Genomic DNA, 19,499 nt, shown 5'->3' with positions numbered 1-19,499 from the left:
GCGATCGGTCAGGCCGTCGCGCCGGCCGCGGTCAGGCCGCGCTCGATCAGCTCCGTGGGCAGCACGACGGTACGCGGCCGCGACCGGTCCCCGTCGATCCGGGCGAACAGCAGCTGGGCGGCCCGGCGAGCCAGTTCACGGGTGTCGTATCCGATCACCGTCAGCGGCCGCGGCATGAGGTGCGACAGCTCGAAGTCGTCGAAGCCGACCAGGGCGGCGTCGCTGCCCCTGCGCCACAGTTCCTGGACCGCGCCGACGGTGATGCGGTTGTTCAGGGCGAGGAACGCGGTCGGCGGGTTCGGCTGGGTGAGCATGTCGGCGACGGCGGCCGCGGCGGTGGCCGGGTCGCGTACGCCGCCGCGCACCAGCGCTCCGTCGTAGCCGATGCCGGCGTCGGCGAGGGCGTCCTGCGCACCGGCGAGACGTTCGCGCATGGTGTGCACGTCGACGGAGTCGAGCAGCACGCCGATGCGGCGGTGGCCGTCGGCGACGAGCCTGCGCACCCCGCTGCGCGCGCCGCCGCGGTTGTCGAGCAGCACCGCGTCGGCCTCGATGTTGGTGCCCGGACGGTCCAGGAACACCACCGGGATGCCCATCTCGACCTGCGAGTTCAGGAACGAGTGGTCGCAGCCGGCGGGCACGACCAGCAGCCCGTCGACGCGGCGGGAGCACAGGTCGCGCAACAGCTGCTCCTCGCGGACCGGGTCCTCCTCGGAGGAGGCCGACAGCAGCAGGGTGTCGCGGTCGCGGGCCATCTCGGCGGTGACGTGGGCGATGGTGGAGTAGAACGGGTTGGCCAGCTCTTCGATGATCAGGCCGATGGTGGCGCTGGCCCGGCCCGCGCGCAGCGCGCTGGCCATGTGGTTGCGCTGGAAGCCGAGTTCGGCGACGGCGGCCAGCACCCGGTCGGCCATGGCGCGCTGCACGTGCGGCTCGCCGTTGACGACCCGCGACACGGTCTTCAGGCTGACCCCGGCGAGCCGGGCGACGTCGACCATGGTGGGGCGGCGGCCGGCCCGGTTCGGGGGTTCGCTGTGCTCGCTCGTCACGGCACGAACGGTACCCGGTTGCCGAGGCCGGGGCGGCGGCGGTCGGACAACGTTGTCATACTCTTTCCAACACCCGCCTCCACAGGAGCCCTCATGCCGCACCGCGCTGCCGGACCGCTCGCTCTCGCCGTCGACATCGGCGGCACCAAGATGGCCGCCGGGCTCGTCGACGCCGACGGAACCGTGCTGGCCGCCGACCGCATCCCGACGCCGCGGCCGCTGCCGGGCCCGGACGCGGGCGAGCAGGTGTGGGCGGGCCTGTCGGCGATGCTCGACGGCCTGCTCGACCGCACCGCCGGGCGGCCGATCATCGGGGTCGGCACCAGCACCGCCGGCCCGTTCGACCTGGCCGGCGCGACGGTCAGCCCGGTCAACATCACCGCCTGGCGCGGCTTCCCGCTGGTGGACCGGATCGCCGCACAGGTGCCCGGCGTGCCGGTGCGGCTGGCCGGAGACGGGGTGTGCGCGGCGATCGGCGAGCACTGGCGCGGCGCCGGGCGGGGGCACGACGACCTGCTGGTGCTCGTGGTGTCGACCGGGGTCGGCGGCGGACTCGTACACGGCGGGCGGCCCTTCACCGGGGCGTCCGGCAATGCCGGGCACGTCGGCCACATGGTCGTCGACCTCGACGGCGACGACTGCCCGTGCGGGGGGCGCGGCTGCGTGGAGGCGATCGCGAGCGGTCCGAGCATGGTCCGGTACGCCCTGCGCGAGGGCTGGCGACCGACCGGCGACGGCACCGCCCGTGACCTGGCCGACGCGGCGCGCGTCGGCGACCCGGTGGCCCTGCGCGCGTTCAGCCGCGCGGCGGACGCCCTGGCCGCGGGCATCGTCTCGGCCGCCGCGATGTGCGACCTGAACCAGGTGGTGATCGGCGGCGGCGTCGCCAACGCCGCCGACCTGCTCTTCCCACCCCTGAAGGAGGGCCTGGCCCGCTTCGGCCGCCTCGGCTTCCTCTCCGACATCGGCGTACGCGCCGCCCACCTCGGCGGCGACGCCGGCCTCATCGGCGCGGCCGCCCTCATCCACTCCCCCGACCCGTACTGGGCGCGCCGCACCTAGTCGATCATGAGGTTGTGGCAGTGACACGCCGACGAGCCGTGCCATAAGTTCATGATCAACTCTAGGCTGGGGGGTCGAAGAGGGCTAGGCGGGGGTCGGCGGTGAATTGGGTCACGGACATGCCCAGGGCGGGGTTGCGCTGGCTGGCGGGTTGGGCGGCGAGGGGGTCGGGGGTGTTGGTGATGGTGACCATGACCAGGGAGTGCCCGGTGAAGACGGCCACCGTCCACAGTTGGGCGTCGGGGCCGAGGGCGAAGCCGGCGCGGCGGTCCTCGGGCTGCTCGCGCACGCCGTACTGCTCCAGCACCGCGCCGCTGTCCAGCTCGGTGCTGAACCCGCACCAGGTCAGGCGCTCGCAGTGGCTCAGGTCGGGCACGTACGTCGTCGGCGCGACCGAGATGGTCAGGGTGCCGTAGCCGTTGCCGTTGACCAGTTGCAGGCTCACCGTCAGCGCGCCGGGGGCCAGCGCGGGGTCGGGCAGCGGGGCGAGTTCGCGGGTGTCCCCGCCGTCGGCCAGCCCCAGGTCGTTGCGGCGCAGGCCGAGAGGGTTGACCCGGGTGAGGACCAGTTCGGCCATCAGGCAGGTGTAGCGCTCGGTCAGCGCCTTGTCCGCGGTGACCGGCCCGGCCTGGGGCAGCGGCAGGGCGCCGGACAGCACCGCGAACCGGTCGACGCCGGTCCGGCCCCCGGCCTGCGGGGGCGCGGGCGGGACCGGCGAGCGGGTCAGCGACGGCAGCGGGGTCGGCCCGGGGACCCCGGCCATGCAGTCGACCTCCTCGGGCGGCGGCGTGCCGCCGGGATCGGGCCGCAGCATGATCACCGCGAATCCGACGCCGGCCGCGAGCGCGACCGTGAGCAGGGTGCTCACCGCGAGGTCGCGGCGGCGCAGCCGCCGTCCGGCGGTGACCAGCTCCGCCGTGGCCAGGCCCAGCGGCGGCTCGGGCCCCTCGGGCGGCTCGCCGGGACGGTGGCGGCGCAGCGCCCGCAGCAGGAACCGCTGGGCGTACGCCTCGGGCGGCTCGAAGCCCAGCGCCGGCCAGCGCCGGTACAGCCGCAGCAGGGTGCGCCGGACGAGGTCCTCGGCCACCGCCCAGTCGCCGCACCGCTCCCGTGCCTGCCGCCGCAGCGCCGGGGCCAGCGCGGTGGCGAACTCGGCGTACTCGTCCTCCCAGGCCCGCATCCCGACAGTTAACACAATGGATGCGTCCGACCGCAGGTCATCCCGGCTGGTGGGTGGCTGTTACCCTCGCAGCCCTGTCCACGGGAGGATCCATGACCGACATCGCCGCGCCCCACCCTGCGCCGCCCACACCCAAGCTGCGCCCGACGGTGGTGACCGCGGCGACCTGGCTGCTGGTCTCCGTGGCCGCCGCCTACCTGATCGACGCGATCATGCTCATCGCGGGGGCCGGGGGTTACCCGGACCGCGTGCGCGAGGCGCTGGAAGCCTCCGACGTCGACGCCCGGGCCTGGCAGATCATCGGCGGGTTCACCGGCGCACTGCCGGTCGTCGTCGCCGGGTTCGGTGTCGTCTCGGCCGTCGTGGTGCTGATCATGGCGGCGCTCGTCCGCCGCGGCAGTGCCGTCGGCCGAATCCTGACCTGGATCGCCGTCGGCTTCGCGCTGCTGTGCAACGTGTGCGGGCTCGGCTCGGCGGGCACGCCCGCGTTCAGCAGCATCGCGTACGTCAACGCGTCCAGCCGCGACCGGTCCGGCGTGCACATGTTCGCCCAGCGCCTGCCCGACGGATACCCGGACTGGTACCGGTACGGCAGCCTGGCGCTGTTCGCCCTCGGCGCGCTGGCCCTGATCGCCGCCGCCGTGCTGCTGGCCATGCCCGCCGCGAACGCCTACTTCCGCCGCACGCCCCGCTTCGTGACCGGCCCGTACGGCACGCCGCCCGGCTACCCCGCACCCGGCCCGTACCCGGCCGCGCAGTACCCGGTCGCACCGTCGCCGGCTGCCGCGCCGCTCACCCCCGAGCAGCTCGCGGAGGCACTGGCCACCCTGGAGCGCCGCCGCGAGCGGGGCGAGCTGACCGACGAGCAGTACGCCGCCGAGCGCGCCCGCCTGGGCGGATAGCTAGCGCACCCGGCGTACGACCGCCACCACCTTGCCCAGCACGACGGCGTCGTCGCCGGGGATGGGGTCGTACGCCGGGTTGCACGGCACCAGCTCCACATGCCCGCGGCTGACCCGGTACACCTTCACCGTCGCCTCGCCGTCGATCATCGCCGCGACGATCTCCCCGCTGCACGCGGTCGGCTGCTGGCGGATCACCACCACGTCGCCGTCGCAGATCGCCGCGTCGACCATCGAGTCACCGCGCACCCGCAGGGAGAACAGCGTGCCGTGGCCGACCAGGTCCCGCGACAGCGTCAGCGTCTCCTCCAGGGACTCCTCGGCCAGGACCGGCCCGCCCGCGGCGATCGTGCCGAGCAGCGGCACCTGCACCGTCGCCGCGGTGCGCTGCTGCGGGATGCCGTCGTCGTCCAGCGGCAGCCGCACGCTCAGCGCCCGCGGCCGGCCCCGGTCGCGCTGCAGCAGGCCCTTCTCCTCCAGCTCGCGCAGGTGGTACGCGACCGATGAGGACGCGGCCAGGCCGACCGCCCGGCCGATCTCCCGCAGCGTGGGCGGGTAACCGCGGCTGGTCACGCCGTCCTGGATCACTTCGAGGATGCGCCGCTGCCGCTCGCTGAGCTTCGAATGCACCCTGGCAGGCTAGCGGAACATCTCCACATAAGCCGCAAATCGTGCCGGGGTGGTCAGGCGCGGTGCAGGCGCAGATCCGCGCGGGTGGCGGTGGCTTCGACGACGCGGGCGTTGGCCTCGTCGCTGCGGTGCACCCAGTCGCGGGCGGCGTCGGGGTCCAGGCCCTTGGCGTGCTGGCGGGCGAGCAGCCCGTCGACCCGGGGGCCGTCGTCGGCCGACAGGTAGACCGCGAGGTCGAGCAGCTGCCGGACGCGGTCCCACGGCGGGGTGTCCAGCAGCAGGTAGTTGCCCTCGGTGACGATCACCTCGGTGTCCGGCGGGACGGGGATCGACCCGGCGACGGGCTCGTTGAGGACGTGGTCGAACGTCGGGGCGTACACCGTCTCGCCGGTCGCCTCGCGCAGCCGGCGCAGCAGTGCGGCGTAGCCGGCGGCGTCGAAGGTGTCGGGGGCGCCCTTGCGGTCGGCCCGGCCCAGCCGCCGCAGCTCCGCGTTGGCCAGGTGGAACCCGTCCATCGGCACCATCACGGCGTGGCCGAGCTTCGCGGCCAAGGCCAGGGCCAGCGTCGACTTGCCCGCGCCGGGTGCGCCGGCGATGCCGATCAGCAGCCGGCCCGGCCGGGCCGCGCGCAGCCGGTCCACCTCGTCGAGCAGCGTCGTCAGCATCACGGCCAGTCTCTCAGCCCGCTACCGCGGCGACCAGTTCCAGCAGGCCTAGACCGGCCGCGGTGACGTCGGCGGCGGTCCACTCCAGCGCCGGGGCGGCCACCGTGATCTCGGTCATCGCCATCCCCGGGGACCGGTCGGTGAACGAGTTGGCGAACCACGTCTTCTGCTGCTCGGCCAGGGCCAGCACCGCCTGGTTGAGCGCCGTCGCCGGGCCGGGCAGCCACAGCTGGAACTGGTGGGTGTGCGGCTCGTGCGGGAACACCCGCGCGCCGGGCAGTGCGCCCAGCGCCGCGGCCACGGTCTTCGCGTGGGCGACGTATTCGGGCAGGCGGGGCAGCTCGCGGTCGAGGCCGCCCAGCGCGGCCAGCACTGCCGGCCACTGCTGGAACAGCTGCCCGCCGTAGCGGTGCCGCCAGGCGCGCGCCTGCGCGGTGAAGTCCTCGGCCCCGGCCAGCAGCGCACCGGACAGCCCGCCGAGGGTCTTGTACAGCGAGACGTAGACGCTGTCGGCCAGCCCGGCCACCGTCGGCAGGTCCCGGCCCAGGTGGAACACCGACTCCCACAGCCGGGCCCCGTCGAAGTGCACCTTCGCGCCGCGCGACCGGGCCGCCGCCACCAGGGCGTTCAGCTCGTCCCAGGTGGGCAGCAGGAAGCCCGCGTCGCGCAGCGGCAGCTCGACCAGCAGCGTGCCGAACGGCTCGTCGAGGTCGCGTACCTCCTGCGCGGTCGGCTGGCGCGGGTCCGTCGTCGGCCACACCCCGCGCAACCCGGTCAGCGTCTGATAGGCCTTGCGCTCGTGCACCTCCAGGTGCCCGAGCGGGTGCAGGGCCACGGCGCGGTTCCCGGTGCGCTCGGCCCAGCAGCGCAGCGCCACCTGCTGGGCCATGGTGCCGGTCGGGAAGAACACCGCGTCCGGTTTGCCGAGCAGCCCGGCGACGCGCCGCTCCAGCGCCGCGACCGGTCCGCCGCCGTAGAAGTCGGGCCGGTCGTCGAGACCGTCGTAGTCGACGGCGGCGAGGTCCTCGAGCCGTTCGCGCAGGGACGGCGTGCGGTGCCCGGACAGGATCCGGTCGCAGCCGCGCATCGTCCGCCAGCGGCGCTCCGCCGGATCCTCAGCAGCCATCGGGCCATGATGCCATCACCCGGCCCGGGCCGGGGCGGGGGCCGTCGGCCCAGGAGCAGCTACGCGGCGTCGCCGGGGTACTGGAACACGTCGTCGAGGGGCACCTTGAAGACGTGGGCGAGCTGGAACGCCATCTCCAGCGACGGCGAGTAGCGGCCCTGCTCGATGGCGATGACGGTCTGGCGGGTGACGCCCACCCGCTCCGCCAGCTCGGCCTGCGTCATCTCGCCGTGCTCGGCGCGCAGCAGCCGGATGCGATTGGTGACGCGGGTGGGCTTAACCATGGAACGCGCCGCGGTACGCCCGGATCTTGGCGATCGCGCCCCAGGTGGTGCCGACGGCGCCGATCAGGAACAGGACGTTGCCGATCCAGAACTGGTCGGCCCGCACCATCGCCAGCACCAGCACCGCGGCGGCGCCGAAGGCCATGACGCCCTGGGCGATCCGGTCGCCGTGCCGCACGATCTGCTTGTCCCGCACGTCGGATTCGGTGTGGCCGTCCCGGGCGACCATCGCCGACACGATCGAGCCGAGGATCGTGCCGACGAACGTGACGCCGATCGCCCACAGCATCGGCGTCACCCAGGCGACCTCGGCGGCGGGCCGGCTCAACAGCCGCGGGAGCACCACGGCGAAGTACACCAGCGTCGTTGCGGGCACCAGGATGGCCACCCACCAGGTGTTGCGTTCCTCGAAGGTGGTCGGGACGCGGTCGGTGTCGGCGGCGGGCGCGGGCTTGCACGAGGTCATGGCAGATCCTCTCGGTCGGCCGACGATGTAAAGAATCCTTGACATCGCCGGTACGACCGAGCGTACACGATGTCAGCTATTCTTTACATCCCGCTTCACCGCTTGCCGAACATCCAGCGGATGGCGGCCACGAGCAGCGCGATTCCGAGGATGGTGCCGAAGACACCCGCGTACACCTGTTCGCTGGACACACGCACACCATAGTGAGCACGGGCCCGTTCCGCCGCCATCACGGTGCCGGGCGCGGCGGGCGCTCGTTGGGACAAAACGCCTTTGTGCAGGCCAACCGGCCCAACCCGAGCGCCGCGGGCGCGACAATGGCAGGGGCGGCACGCGACCTGACGGCGTGTCGGCGCGTGACTGCCGGGAGGCCGGGCCGATGAGCACGAAGCACTGGACCGTCGACATCACCATCGACGACGACGGCTCCGGCCGTACGCAGGCGCACGCCCGCCTCGACACCGGCGCCACCACGCCCGCGATGCGCGGCGACGGCCGCGCGGCGCGCAGCCGGTTCGACGAGGACGTGCCGGCGATCGGCGACGAGCTGGCCGCCGGCCGTGCGCTGGTCGAGCTCGGACAGCGGCTGCTCGCGCAGGCCGACGCCGACCTCGAGCGGACCCCCGCATGACCACGGCTCCCGCTCCCGCCGCCGCCCCGACCACCGCGCCCCCGCTGCTGGAACCGCCGCTGCAGCGCCTGGTCATGGCGCAGCTGGAGGAGCTACCCGAAGCGCTCACCGGCCAGACCGGACCGCCGCGCCGCGTGCTGGTGGCGGCGGCGTCGAAGTACGAGGCGACCGCGGAGATCGCCAACGCCATCGCGAAGGTCCTCACCGAACGCGGCTTCGACGCCGAAGCCCACGAGATCGACCCGTCCGTGCAGGCCGACGGCTTCGACGCGTTCGTCATCGGCAGCGCCGTGTACTCCGGGCACTGGCTGCAACCGGCCCGCTGGTTCGTGCAGAGCCACGCCGCGGTGCTGTCCTCGCATCCGGTGTGGCTGTTCTCCAGCGGCCCGGTCGGCGACCCGCCGATGCCCGACGAGGACCCGGTCGACGTCACCGCCATCGCCGAGGCCACCGGAGCCCGCGAGCACCGGGTGTTCGCCGGGCGGCTGGAGCACAGCCGGCTGAGCATCGCCGAGCAGGCCCTTGTCGTGGCGCTGCGCGCGCCCGAGGGCGACTTCCGGGACTGGGACGCGATCCGCGGCTGGGCCGGCGGCATCGCCGACGCGCTCGCCGCGCCCGGCCCGACCACCATCACCGGAACGATCAGCCTGGACTGACCCGGACCGAGGATCACACGAAGGCTCCGCGTCGGGCATCATCGACGGCATAAGCACACCCACGCGCTGAACCGCCGGACGCGCACCCCCGCCGCCGGCCACCACTCCGCACCCCCCGGAGACCCCGTCATGACCGAGCACACCCGTCGACGTGCCCTGCTGGCCGGCGGCGTGGGCGTGACCGCGCTGGCCACCGGCGGCCTCTGGCTGGCCGGCCGCGGCGGCGCGGACCCCGGCGCGGCGCCGGTCTGGCACGACCCGCCCGCGCCGGGCGACACCGCGCCGGGCACCGTGCCCGCCCAGCCCGGCCCGCCGGGGGTGGAGCGTGCCGGCGCGCTGACCGCGGCCAACGCGGGCGACCTGGTCAAGGTGACCACCAGCGGCTGGTACAACTGGGCGCTGCTGGACCGCACCACGGGCGAGATCGTCGGCTCGAAGAACATGCACGAGACGAACATGACCGCCTCGATGATCAAGGCTTGGCTGGCCGCCGACTACCTGCGCCGCGCCACCGAGGTCGGCCGGACCCCGAGCTCGGCGCAGCTGGCCGACGTCCGCAAGATGATCCGCGACAGCGACAACGCGGTGGCCTCGGCGCTCTGGAACGAGCTCGGCGGGCGCAACACGATCACCCGCCTGATCTCCGTCTGCAAGCTGACCGACTCCCAGGCCGGCCCGGACTGGAGCAAGACCCTGCTGTCCGCCCGCGACACCTGCCGCATCGCCCACGCCATCGGCACGGGCACCGCGGCCGGCCCGAAGTGGACCGGCTACCTCGTCGACGAGATGCGCGCGGTGCGCGGCGACGGCAACTTCGGCATCCGCCGCGTCTTCCCCGCCGCGGAACAGCCTGCCATCGCCATCAAGAACGGGTGGGTGCAGCGCGGCGACCTGGGCGTATGGAACGTCAACTGCTTGGCGCTCGGCGACGACTGGACCATGGCCGTGCTGACCCGATACCCCATCAGTCTGGGGATGTCGCACGGGGTGAACATCGCCAAGTCGGTCACGACCCAGGTGCGCGCCGCGTCCAGCCTGATCTGACCGGTCAGGCCGAGCCGAGGTCCGCGCGCACGAGTCGCGCCGCGTGCTGCGGGTCGCCAGAGGCCCGCCGCAGCAGGCTGTCGGCGTCGTACCACGACTCGTGGCCGCCGACCGTCACGCGCAGCTCCCGCTCCGTGCTCCCCCACATGGGTCGCAGCGCCACCTCCGCCGCCGACAGGCGGACGGCGACGGCCTCGCGCAGTTCGGCGTCGAGCCGATCCCGCCGGGCCCGCTCCTGCGGGTCACAGGCTGCGACGGCCGCGCGCACCTGGTCGTCGGTGACGTCGAACTCGCGCAGCACGGCGAGCAGGGACGGGTCGCCGAGCAGCGCCGCCGCCTCGAACAGCACGTCGCCCGCGATCGGCCGGGCCAGCAGCCCCGCCAGGACGGGCAGCACTGCGCGCTCGCCGCGGTACGCGAGCCCCACCACGGCCTCGTCGCGCGCCTCGCCGTACGGGTCGTCGATCCGCGCCCACAGCGCGGCGCGCACGGCGGCGGAGTCGGCGGCGGTCTGCCTGCCGAGCGCGAATGTCGCCCAGTTCCGGACCTCCTGGTCGGGATCGGTGGTGAGCCGGATCAGCGCGGCGACCCCGGCCTCCTCGGGCGGGTCGCTCATCGCCGACGGCAGCGCTGCGGCCACCTTGATCCTGAGTGAGGCGTCGGCGCACCCGGACAGCGCGATCAGCGCGGGCACCCCACGGGCCTCCCCCGCGCCGCCGAGCGCCCAGGCGATGCCCTCCAGCACGTCGGCACACTCCTCCCCGGCGTACGCCGCGATCGCCAGACCGGCGACGTCATGATGGACGTGCTCGTCGCCCAGCTGCGCCGCGATCCCGAGCAACTGCCAGGCGACGCCGCGCACGGCATCGTCCGCCGCGGCAAGGTGCGCCCGCGCCTGGTCCACTGCCACCGCCGGATCCGGCCTGACGATCGTCTCGAGCAGCGCGTCGACGGCCTCGCCGTCGCGGGGCTCCGCCTGCCAGGCAGACACGGCCTGGTCGAACATCTGCTCTCGGGAGTTCACCGGGACATACTGTCACCGCGTCCCAGGCCACGGCAGACCTGTTTCGCGGCACCCGACCGCAGCGGGCATCGGAGGCCTCCGCCTGAGGCCCGAGTGCGCCGCCCGCCCCCGGGGCGCGGGCGGCGCGCTCGCGGTGACACGGCCGTCTATATTGTCGACGGGCTCGCGCCGCGACAGGGGGATGCCGTGTACGACAACCGGTTCGGCGATCAGTCCTATCTCGACTGGCTGGCGCTCAACCCGTACGAAGGGCTGTCGCACCGGCTGCGGGTGCTCGCCGGCACCGCCGTGATCCTGGACGAGATGCACTCCGGCCGCCGCACCGGCGTGCCGGTGGCCCACGGGGACGTCAAACCGGCCACGGTCGTGGTGCGCCCCGACGGCTCGTCCAGCCCCGCCGACCTGGGCCAGCTGTGGACCGTCGACGGCTCCCTGGTAGCCGCCCGCAGCACCCCGTACGCCGCTCCGGAGCTGTTCCTGCCCGGCGCGGTGACCAGCCCCGCCGCGGACCGCTTCGCCTTCGCCGCCGCCGTCGCGCATGCCGCGCTGGGCGGGCCACCCCCGGTCCGCCTCGCCCACCAGGGTCCCGATCTCCAGCAGCTCGCCGAGCAGCTGCGCACCCACCCGCTGTGCGCCGCCTTCCCCGCGTTCCAGCACCGGATCCTCAATGCGCTGGTCGCCCCGCCCGCGGACCGGCCGAACAGCCTCGCGACATGGCTCGAGGCGCTGCTCAACGACCTCGCCCCGCCCACCCTCGCGATGACCGGCGGGCTGCCGCTGGCCCCCGGCCCGTATCCGCCGCCGGGCGAGCCCCTGCCGCCGTGGTCGCCGCCCCCGGCGAAGGCCGCCGCCGGCTCGTCGTCGCAGTCGCTCACCTGGGTGCTCGCCGGGGTGGCGGCCCTGGTCGCCATCGCCCTGCTCGCCGGCGGCGCGTGGTTTCTGATCCAGCAGATCGACGAACCGTCCGACGGGGACCTCGTGGTCGCGCCCTCGCGATCGGCATACGCCTCGGCCGCGGCCTCCCCCAGCCCGTCCGCCGCCTCGGACGACCTCACGGCGGCGCGGGCCTTCCTGTCCGGGACCTGGGAGGGCACCTACCGCTGCCGGCAGGGCCTGACCGGGGTCAAGCTCACCGTCTTCGTGGTCGACGACCACGAGGTGGAGGCCCTGTTCGAGTTCTATCCGGTGAGCAGCAACCCGGACGTGCCGCGCGGATCGTTCGTGCTGGAGGGGACCTACACGGCGAGCGGCTTCACGCTGCGGCCGGGCCACTGGGTGAAGCGGCCGGGCGACTACGTCATGGTCGGGCTGGAAGCCTCGTTCTCGCCCCGGGCCGGGCAGAGCATCCGCGGCGAGGTCGCCGACTCGGCCTGCGACGACTTCCAGCTGAAGAAGTCCTCCACCGTCACCCGGCGGCCCCCGGTCTGATCCGCACCGGAGGTTGTGCCGCCATCAGCATAAGGCGGTTCCGCGCGATCTTCACTCGGCCGTTCGACCGTCGCGACCCCCGGACTGAGCTGCCTAAGCTTCCCGCTCGTGCCCGTTCTCGAGGTGGCGCCCCTCGGGATCGGACACGCGACGCCCGCCGCCCCGCGGTGGGGGTCGCGTTCTGTCCACAGAGCCACGGAGGCATGTTGATCGAGCTTGAGCTCATCGCGCGGAACGTTCTCCTCTCGTCCGCCGGACCGGACCTGGTGACCGAGGTATGGGCCTGCCGCACGCTGGCGGCCCGCACTCCCGGCCACCGCAGCCGGCTGGTAGGCGCGCTGCTGCGCCTGGAGCGCGTCACGGACTCACCGGCGGCCGCACTCCGGCTGGCCGAGGAGGCGGTCGCGAATGCTCGACAGATCGATCCCGTCCACGACCATCACGCCACCGACCTGCTGATCTGGGCGCTGCACGCCCTGCAGCGCCAGCTCTTCGCCGCCGACCGCCCGGCCGAAGGACTGGCCGCGCGCCAGGAGATCATCGCCCGCTACCACCCCGGCCTGCACACCACACTCGGTTGCCGAGTCACCGCCTGCTACGCCGACCGGGAGCAGCCGCCGATCGCCGACTGGGCGGCAGCCACCACCCTCTCGTAGCCCTCCTCGCCGCCACATTCTGGAAGAGTTGTGGTCGCTCCGACGACCACAACTCTTCCAGGTCCATGCGGTCTGGTGTGGACGGTGTGCCGGGGAGGGCGGCCGACCCGGTTCATCCGGCCAGGATCTCGGCGACCGCGGCGGCGGCGAGGTCCACCTCGTCCTCGGTGTTGTAGTAGTGCGGGGACAGCCGCAGGCACCAGTCGACGCCCTTGTCCCCGAAGTCGAGCTGCGCGAACTCGCGGAAGCTGAGCGCCGAGTTGATCCGGCGGGCGTCGAGGGCGGCCTTGAACTCCTGCGGCTGCCACCCCTGCACGGCGAACGTGACCAGCGCGCCGAGCTGCGGGCCGCGGTCGAGCACGCGTACGCCGGGCTGGTCCTGGAGCTTCTCCCGCAGGCGGGCGGCCAGGGCCGGGGTGCGCGAGGCGACCTCGTCGACACCCACCGCCAGCGCGTAGCGAGCGGCTTCGGCGCAGCCCAGCACGGTGGCGTAGGGGAACTCCCAGTCCTCGAACCGGGCCGCGGTGTCGACCGGGCGGTAGCTGTCCGGGCCGGTCCAGCGCGCACCGCGCATGTCGATGAACAGCGGCTCGTATCCGGCGCGCAGCACCCGGTCGGCGACGTAGAGGAAACCGGAGCCACGCGGCCCGCGCAGGAACTTGCGGCAGGTTGCGGTGAGCAGGTCACAGCCGATCTCGGCGACGTCGACGGGCAGCTGGCCCACCGACTGGCAGGCGTCGACGAGATACAGCAGGTCCAGCTCGCGACAGTGCCGGCCGACCTCGGCGACGGGCTGCACCAGGCCGGAGTTGGTCGGGATGTGGGTGACCGCGACCAGGCGCGGGCGGTGCGCGCGCATCAGCGCGGCCATCGCCGCCACGTCGACTCCCCCGCCGGGCAGGTCCGGCGCGTGCACCAGGCGCACCCCGAACCGCTTGCCCAGCGACAGGAACGCGAGCTGGTTGGACACGAAGTCGTCGCGGGTGGTGAGGATGACGTCGCCGGCCTGGAACGGGATCGCCGACAGCGCGGTGGAGTACGCGTGGGTCGCGCTGCCCGCGAACGCGATCTCGCCCGGCCTGGCGTTGATCAGCGCCGCGGTCTGCGTGTAGAAGTCGGCGACCGCGTCGGCACGGGCCGCCGCGGCCTCGTAGCCGCCGATCCGCCCCTCCAGCTCCAGGTGCTCCACGACGGTGGACAGCACGGACCGGGGCGTCAGCCCGCAACCGGCGTTGTTGAGGTGGACCACGTGCTCGCAGCCGGGGGTGTCGGCTCGCAGCGCGGCGACGTCGAGCGGTAGCGGTTCCCGGGTCGGCGCAGTAGCGCTATCATGCTGATTCATGTCGGAGAGTAGCACTTACGACGGTCTGATCGCGACACTGCGCGCGCTGCTGTCCACCATGGCCCCCGGCGAACGGTTGCCGAGCAGCCGGGATCTCGTGGAACAGCACCGGATCAGCCCGGCGACCGTCACCCGCGCGATAGCGCTTCTCGCCGCCGAGGGCGTCGTGGTGACCCGGCCCGGCAGTGGCACCTACGTCGCGCCCCGGCCACGGCAGCCCGCCGCTCGCGCCGACACCGGCTGGCAGACGGTCGCGCTCACCGACCGGACCGTGGACACCCGATCCGTCATCGACGACCTCGGCCCGCCGACCGAGGGCACGATCCGCTTCGACGGCGGTTACCCGCACGACTCGCTGCGGCCGACCGCGGCGCTGAGCGCGGCGCTCGGCCGGGCCGGCCGCCGCCCCGGCGCGTGGGACCGCGCCCCGGCCGCCGGGCTCGCCACGCTGCGCAGCCTGTTCGCGACCAGCGCGGGCGGCACCGTCACCGCGGACGACGTCCTGGTCACCGCGGGTGGGCAGAGCGCGCTGTCGATGGCGCTGCGGGCGGTCGCCGCACCCGGCAGCCCCATCCTGGTCGAGTCGCCGACCTATCCCGGTGTCGTCGCCGCGGCCCGCGCGGCCGGACTGCGGCCCGTCCCCGTGCCCGTGGACGGCGACGGGCTGCGGCCCGGCCTACTGTCCGAAGCGTTCGCGATGACCGGCGCGCGGGTGCTCTACTGCCAGCCGAACTTCCACAACCCGACCGGTGCGGTGCTGCCACCGCAGCGCCGCCGCGAGATCGTCGACATCGCCCGCGCCGCCGGGGCGTTCGTGATCGAGGACGACTTCAGCCGGTTCCTCACGCACGGCCGTACCGTGCCTGCGCCGCTGGCCGCCGACGACCGCGACGGCACCGTGGTGCAGGTGACCTCGTTGACCAAACCCGCCGCGCCCAGCCTGCGGATCGGGGCGATCGTCGCGCGCGGCCCGGTGATGGCCCGCATCCGCGCGGTACGCCTGGTCGACGACGCGTTCATCGCCCGGCCCCTGCAGGAGGCCGCGGTCGAACTGCTCACCTCTCCGGCCTGGGAGCGCCACCTGCGCGCCCTCGCCGCCGCGCTGCGGGACCGCTGCCGGGTGCTGGCCGACGCCCTCGGCCGCGAGTGCCCGGAATGGACCGTGACGCTCCCGGAGGGCGGGCTGCACCTGTGGGCCGCGCTCCCGCCCGGGAGCAGCGAGCAGCGGCTCGCGCTGGCCGCGCGGGAGCTCGGTGTCGCCGTCAACCCCGGCCGCAAGTTCTTCGCCGCCGAGCCGCCGGGCGCGTTCGTTCGGCTGTCCTTCGCCGCGGCCGCCGACACCGCCGAGCTGGTCACCGGGGCACGCCTGCTGGCGCAGGCCGGTGCCTGAGGACCCGCCCGGCGAGGTGCTCCGGGGGCGAAAACCGTTCCGCGAACGTCGGTCACGGACGGTAGGGTCGGCGACCGCACACCCCACCACGGAGGACCACGTGTCGTACACCTTCCACGTCGACCTGCGCGGCATCGTCGACCTGCTGAGCCACCACCTCTACGCCAGCCCGCGGGTCTACGTACGGGAGCTGATGCAGAACGCCGTCGACGCGATCACCGCGGTGCGGGTGACCCGGCCCGAGCACGCCGGCTCGATCGAGATCAGCACGCCGCGGGAGCCGGGGCAGCCGCTGACCATCACCGACAACGGCATCGGGCTGACCGAGCCGCAGGTGCACGAGCTGCTGGCCACGATCGGCCGCAGCTCCAAACGCGACGATCTGGGCTTCGCCCGGCACGAGTTCCTGGGCCAGTTCGGCATCGGCCTGCTGTCGTGCTTCCTGGTCGCCGACACGATCCAGGTCCGCACCCGGTGCGGCGACCAGCCCACGGTCGAATGGCTGGGCTCATCCGACGGCAGCTACCAGGTGCGGGTGCTCGACGGCGCGGACGCGCTGGCCGAGCCGGGCACCGTGGTGACGCTGCAGCCGCGCCACGGCGCGCAGGAGTGGCTGCTGCCGCAGACCGTACGCGAGCTGGCCGGGCTGTACGGCTCGATGCTGCCGATCGCGGTGCGCGTGGACGGAGAGCCGGTCACCACCGGGCTCGCCCCGTGGGAGATCGACGAGGGCGAAGCGCGGGTGGCACGGCGGGCCCGGCTGCTGTCGTACGCCGAGGACAACTTCGGGTTCACCCCGTTCGACGTGATCGACCTGACCGTGGCCGAGGCGGGACTGCGCGGGGTGGCGTTCGTGCTGCCGATGCCGTCGAACCCGGCCGCCCGGGTCGCGCACCGGGTCTACCTCAAGCAGATGCTGCTCAGCGAGGGCGTGGAGGGTCTGCTGCCGGAGTGGGCGTTCTTCGTGCGCTGCGTCATCGACACCACCGAGCTGCGCCCGACCGCCAGCCGCGAGGCGCTGTACGACGACGCGCTGCTGGCCGAGGTGCGCGAGTCGCTGGGCGACCAGCTGCGCGGCTGGATGACCCGGCTCGGCACGATCGACGAGGCGAAGCTGCAGCACTTCCTGCGCATCCACCACCTCGGGGTGAAGGCCCTCGCGGTGCACGACGACGACATGCTGCGCCTGGTCGAGCAGTGGTGGCCCTTCGAGACCACGGTCGGCCCGATGACGCTGGCCCAGTTCCGCGACACGTACGGCGTGGTGCGTTTCGTGCCGTCGCTGGACGAGTTCCGGCAGATCGCCGCGGTCGCCTCGGCGCAGGGCCTGGCCGTCGTCAACGCGGGCTACGTGTACGACGCCGAGCTGTTGTCGCGCCTGCCCTCGCTCGACGACAAGGTCACCACGGAGGCGCTGTCGGCCAGCGACCTGTCGACCCGGTTGGAGGAGCTGGCCCCGGACGAGGAGCTGCGGCTGCGCTCGTTCGTGGTCGGCGCGCAGCGGGCACTGGACCGGTTCGGCGTGGAGGTGCTGATCCGCGCCTTCGACCCGGCCGGCCTGCCCGCGCTGTACCTGCTCGACGGCGACACCGCGCTGCACCTGGACATGCAGCGCGGCCAGGAGGACGTCGACGACGTGTGGGCCTCGATCCTGGGCTCGTTCACCGCCGGGCGCACCGACCGGCCGCAGCTGGTGCTCAACCACCGCAACCCGCTGATCCGCCAGGCCTGCACGGTCACCGACCCGGACCTGACGGTGCTGGTCATGGAGGGCCTCTACGTGCAGGCGCTGCTGCTGGGCCGCCAGCCGCTGCGCCCGGTCGACACCGCCGCGCTCAACCAGTCGTTCCTCGGCCTGCTGGGCCACGCCATGCACGGCGGCGTGGCATGACGATGAGCGAACAGCAGTTGCGCGAGGCGTTCGGGGCCGCGATGGCGATGCCCGACGGCCCGGCCCAGCACGCCGCGCTCGACGGCGCGATCCGGCACGCCGACGCGGCCGGGGAGGCGAAGATCGCGTTCGAGTTCCGCATCCAGGCCATCCAGAACTTCCGGTTCGGCGGCGACGACCGGCGCGCGTTCCTGGCGTTCTCGCTGGCGCTGGCCGCCTTCGACCGGGATCCGGAGATCGGCGGTCCGGGCGCGGAGCACTCGATCCTCTGGCGGTTCAAGTGGATCGTCAACGCGCTGCCGGAGTTCCCCGACGTGCCGCTGGACCGGACGTACGCGGTGCTGGACGACATGCGGGCCCGGTACCTGCGCGGCGGGCACAGCCTGCACGCCGTGCACCAGGCCCGCTGGCAGATCGCCCTGCACGTGGGCGACCTGGACACGGCGGCGGCGTCCTACCACGACATGATCACCGCCGAGCGGGACGGCCTGGCCAACTGCTCGGTGTGCGTGCCGTCGGCGCAGGCCTGGTACTGGCTGACGCTGGGCCGGCCCAAGGAGGCCATCGCGATCGCGTCGCCGTTCGCCGACAGCTGGTGCCGGACCCAGCCCGAGCGCATCCGCACCAACCTGATGCTCGCCCACCTGCACACCGGCGACCTGCGCAAGGCGGCCGAGCTGCACCGGGCGGCCTACCGGGTGATGCGCACCGACCGGCTGCACCTGAGCGCGCTGGGCACCCACCTGACCTTCCTGGGCCGCAGCGGCAACGAGCTGCGCGGCCTGGACCTGCTGGAGCGGCACCTGCCCTGGCTGGACGGCACGGCCAACCCGTACGACGTGCTGGTCTTCGTGTCCTGCGCGGTGCTGGTGCTGAACCGGCTGGCCGAGGGCGGCCACGGGGACGTGACCGTGCAGGGCCGCCCGGGTCCGGACGGCCGCCGCCCGCCGACCACCGTGGCCGCGCTGCGCGCGGAGCTGCTGCCGCTGGTGGAGCAGCTGGCGGCGCGCTTCGACGCCCGCAACGGCACCACCTACCAGAGCGAGCTGGCGCGGCAGCGGATGACCGCGCCGCCGCTGGCGGACAGCTTGCCACTGAGCGTGCTGGAGAGCGCGGGCAAACGTACCCGCAAGCGGATCGCCGGGGTGAACGAGCAGATCGCGGCGCACACGCTGGCGGGCGACGCCGCGGCCGCGGCCCTGGCTCGGCTCGACGCGGCACTACTGTTGCGCGACCACAGCGACCCCGAGACCCGGTATGCCGCCGCGGAGGAGGCGGCGCTGGCGCTGGACCGGGCCGGCCTGGCCGAGCCCTTGCTACGGGCCCGGGAGCTGCTCTGGCAGCTCTACCTCGACGGCGGGCAGCGTGACTCGTCGGAGGCGGTGCTGGAGCTGCTGCTCGCCGAGCCGTCGCTGGGCGCCGCCCGCCGCGCGGCGCTGCTGGACTCGTCGGCGCAGTTGTGCTGGGGCGAGGAGCGTGCCGCACGCCGGCTGCGCGCCGCCGACGAACACCGCACGGCCGGCGACCCGCTGGCCGAGCTGCGTTCCCTGCGCCAGGCCATCGTCGGCGCCCGCGGCGCCCGGTGGGCGTCCGCGGAGCAGGTGCTGGCACGGGCCGATGCGGTCGCCGCGGCACCGCCCGCAGAAGCCGACCCTGCGGTCTGGCATGTCGAGCACCATCGGCTGCACCTGGCCGCGGCGTGGCTGCACGACGCCGAGGACCGCGACGACGCGGCGCTCGCGCGAGCCGAGCTGGCAGAACATTGCCAGGACGGTGTCGTACGGGGCGAGGCGGCGGTGTTCGTGGCCTGGCGACTGCTGCGCCGGGACCGGCCCGCCGAGGCCGAGCAGCATGCCCGCCGCGCGCTCGACGGCGCGGACGAGCAGGACACGCTCTGGCTGCACGTCGCCATCGCCCGCGCGCTCCGGGCGCAGGGCCGTGACGCCGAGGCCGATGCGGTGATCGCCGAACACGACCTGCAGCAGTGGCAGCTGGAGTACGACGACGACCATGACGAGGAAGACGACGAGGACTGAACGGCGCACCGACCGTGCCCGGCCGCCGACGCCGCCG

At 73.9% G+C, this 19,499-nt stretch carries 19 protein-coding genes; 10 read left to right on the top strand and 9 right to left on the bottom strand.

Annotated features, from left to right (window positions below):
• Positions 1-8 precede the first annotated feature (8 nt).
• Entirely contained in the window at positions 9-1,049 is a 1,041-nt protein-coding gene (locus tag F9C41_RS32195; protein WP_407924756.1) for a LacI family DNA-binding transcriptional regulator, read from the bottom strand.
• Between the two features lie 93 nt (positions 1,050-1,142).
• Here F9C41_RS32195 and F9C41_RS32190 point away from each other — a divergent pair, with 93 nt between their 5' ends.
• Positions 1,143-2,111: an ROK family protein gene (locus tag F9C41_RS32190; RefSeq protein ID WP_155390570.1), complete on the top strand. Its 969-nt coding sequence runs from the start codon at positions 1,143-1,145 to the stop codon at positions 2,109-2,111.
• Positions 2,112-2,172: 61 nt separating this feature from the next.
• Here the strand turns inward: F9C41_RS32190 and F9C41_RS32185 are convergent, their stop codons facing one another.
• Positions 2,173-3,291: a sigma factor gene (locus tag F9C41_RS32185; protein ID WP_155390569.1), complete on the bottom strand. Its 1,119-nt coding sequence runs from the start codon at positions 3,289-3,291 to the stop codon at positions 2,173-2,175.
• A gap of 92 nt (positions 3,292-3,383) precedes the next feature.
• Between F9C41_RS32185 and F9C41_RS32180 the strand changes: the two genes are divergently transcribed.
• Complete coding sequence (locus F9C41_RS32180) at positions 3,384-4,193, top strand: SHOCT domain-containing protein (RefSeq protein WP_155390568.1); 810 nt, start codon at positions 3,384-3,386, stop codon at positions 4,191-4,193.
• Here F9C41_RS32180 and lexA read toward each other — a convergent pair whose 3' ends face one another.
• The 5 genes from lexA to F9C41_RS32155 are packed head-to-tail and all read right to left on the bottom strand — an operon-like array spanning position 4,194 to position 7,364.
• On the bottom strand, positions 4,194-4,823 hold the full coding sequence (gene lexA, locus F9C41_RS32175) for a transcriptional repressor LexA (RefSeq protein WP_155390567.1): 630 nt from the start codon (positions 4,821-4,823) through the stop codon (positions 4,194-4,196). It abuts the gene before it with no gap.
• Positions 4,824-4,876: 53 nt separating this feature from the next.
• On the bottom strand, positions 4,877-5,488 hold the full coding sequence (locus tag F9C41_RS32170; RefSeq protein ID WP_155390566.1) for a nucleoside/nucleotide kinase family protein: 612 nt from the start codon (positions 5,486-5,488) through the stop codon (positions 4,877-4,879).
• 13 nt (positions 5,489-5,501) lie between these two features.
• Positions 5,502-6,614 carry a threonine aldolase family protein gene (locus F9C41_RS32165; protein WP_155390565.1) on the bottom strand — a complete coding sequence of 371 codons (1,113 nt, stop codon included), beginning with the start codon at positions 6,612-6,614 and terminating at the stop codon, positions 5,502-5,504.
• A 59-nt stretch (positions 6,615-6,673) separates the two neighbouring features.
• A complete protein-coding gene (locus F9C41_RS32160) occupies positions 6,674-6,898 on the bottom strand; it encodes a helix-turn-helix transcriptional regulator (RefSeq protein WP_155390564.1) in 225 nt (74 codons plus the stop codon).
• Positions 6,891-7,364 carry a hypothetical protein gene (locus F9C41_RS32155; protein WP_155390563.1) on the bottom strand — a complete coding sequence of 158 codons (474 nt, stop codon included), beginning with the start codon at positions 7,362-7,364 and terminating at the stop codon, positions 6,891-6,893. Before F9C41_RS32155 ends, F9C41_RS32160 begins: the two co-directional genes overlap by 8 nt.
• 379 nt (positions 7,365-7,743) lie before the next feature.
• Between F9C41_RS32155 and F9C41_RS32150 the strand changes: the two genes are divergently transcribed.
• From F9C41_RS32150 to F9C41_RS32140, 3 genes are all read left to right on the top strand, one after another.
• On the top strand, positions 7,744-7,995 hold the full coding sequence (locus F9C41_RS32150; RefSeq protein WP_120315710.1) for a dsRBD fold-containing protein: 252 nt from the start codon (positions 7,744-7,746) through the stop codon (positions 7,993-7,995).
• Positions 7,992-8,651 (top strand): flavodoxin domain-containing protein, encoded by a 660-nt coding sequence (locus tag F9C41_RS32145; protein ID WP_203736334.1) that lies wholly within the window; start codon positions 7,992-7,994, stop codon positions 8,649-8,651. Before F9C41_RS32150 ends, F9C41_RS32145 begins: the two co-directional genes overlap by 4 nt.
• Positions 8,652-8,780: 129 nt before the next feature.
• Positions 8,781-9,695 (top strand): serine hydrolase, encoded by a 915-nt coding sequence (locus tag F9C41_RS32140; RefSeq protein WP_155390562.1) that lies wholly within the window; start codon positions 8,781-8,783, stop codon positions 9,693-9,695.
• 4 nt (positions 9,696-9,699) lie between these two features.
• Here F9C41_RS32140 and F9C41_RS32135 read toward each other — a convergent pair whose 3' ends face one another.
• The gene (locus tag F9C41_RS32135; RefSeq protein ID WP_155390561.1) at positions 9,700-10,719 is read right to left on the bottom strand and encodes a HEAT repeat domain-containing protein; all 1,020 of its coding nucleotides are present in this window, start codon (positions 10,717-10,719) and stop codon (positions 9,700-9,702) included.
• A 186-nt stretch (positions 10,720-10,905) separates the two neighbouring features.
• Here F9C41_RS32135 and F9C41_RS32130 point away from each other — a divergent pair, with 186 nt between their 5' ends.
• Both F9C41_RS32130 and F9C41_RS32125 read left to right on the top strand, forming a co-directional pair.
• Positions 10,906-12,147, top strand: coding sequence for a protein kinase family protein (locus tag F9C41_RS32130; protein WP_155390560.1), 1,242 nt, complete (start codon positions 10,906-10,908; stop codon positions 12,145-12,147).
• A 203-nt stretch (positions 12,148-12,350) separates the two neighbouring features.
• Positions 12,351-12,803 (top strand): hypothetical protein, encoded by a 453-nt coding sequence (locus tag F9C41_RS32125; RefSeq protein ID WP_155390559.1) that lies wholly within the window; start codon positions 12,351-12,353, stop codon positions 12,801-12,803.
• Positions 12,804-12,915: 112 nt separating this feature from the next.
• Here F9C41_RS32125 and F9C41_RS32120 read toward each other — a convergent pair whose 3' ends face one another.
• The gene (locus F9C41_RS32120; protein ID WP_155390558.1) at positions 12,916-14,145 is read right to left on the bottom strand and encodes an aminotransferase class V-fold PLP-dependent enzyme; all 1,230 of its coding nucleotides are present in this window, start codon (positions 14,143-14,145) and stop codon (positions 12,916-12,918) included.
• Here F9C41_RS32120 and F9C41_RS32115 point away from each other — a divergent pair.
• The 3 genes from F9C41_RS32115 to F9C41_RS32105 all read left to right on the top strand — a co-directional run bounded on the left by F9C41_RS32115 (position 14,144) and on the right by F9C41_RS32105 (position 19,462).
• Positions 14,144-15,535 carry an aminotransferase-like domain-containing protein gene (locus tag F9C41_RS32115; protein WP_155390557.1) on the top strand — a complete coding sequence of 464 codons (1,392 nt, stop codon included), beginning with the start codon at positions 14,144-14,146 and terminating at the stop codon, positions 15,533-15,535. The two genes, F9C41_RS32120 and F9C41_RS32115, sit on opposite strands and share 2 nt — an antisense overlap.
• 100 nt (positions 15,536-15,635) lie before the next feature.
• Entirely contained in the window at positions 15,636-17,426 is a 1,791-nt protein-coding gene (locus tag F9C41_RS32110; protein WP_155390556.1) for an HSP90 family protein, read from the top strand.
• The gene (locus F9C41_RS32105) at positions 17,423-19,462 is read left to right on the top strand and encodes a hypothetical protein (RefSeq protein WP_155390555.1); all 2,040 of its coding nucleotides are present in this window, start codon (positions 17,423-17,425) and stop codon (positions 19,460-19,462) included. The genes F9C41_RS32110 and F9C41_RS32105 overlap by 4 nt, the downstream gene beginning before the upstream one ends.
• Positions 19,463-19,499: the final 37 nt, after the last annotated feature.

This window comes from Catellatospora paridis (genome assembly GCF_009720365.1).
Taxonomy (GTDB): Bacteria; Actinomycetota; Actinomycetes; order Mycobacteriales; family Micromonosporaceae; genus Catellatospora; species Catellatospora paridis.
The sequence above is the reverse complement of the archived record's forward strand: the minus strand, read 5'-3'. Positions and strand labels throughout refer to the sequence as shown.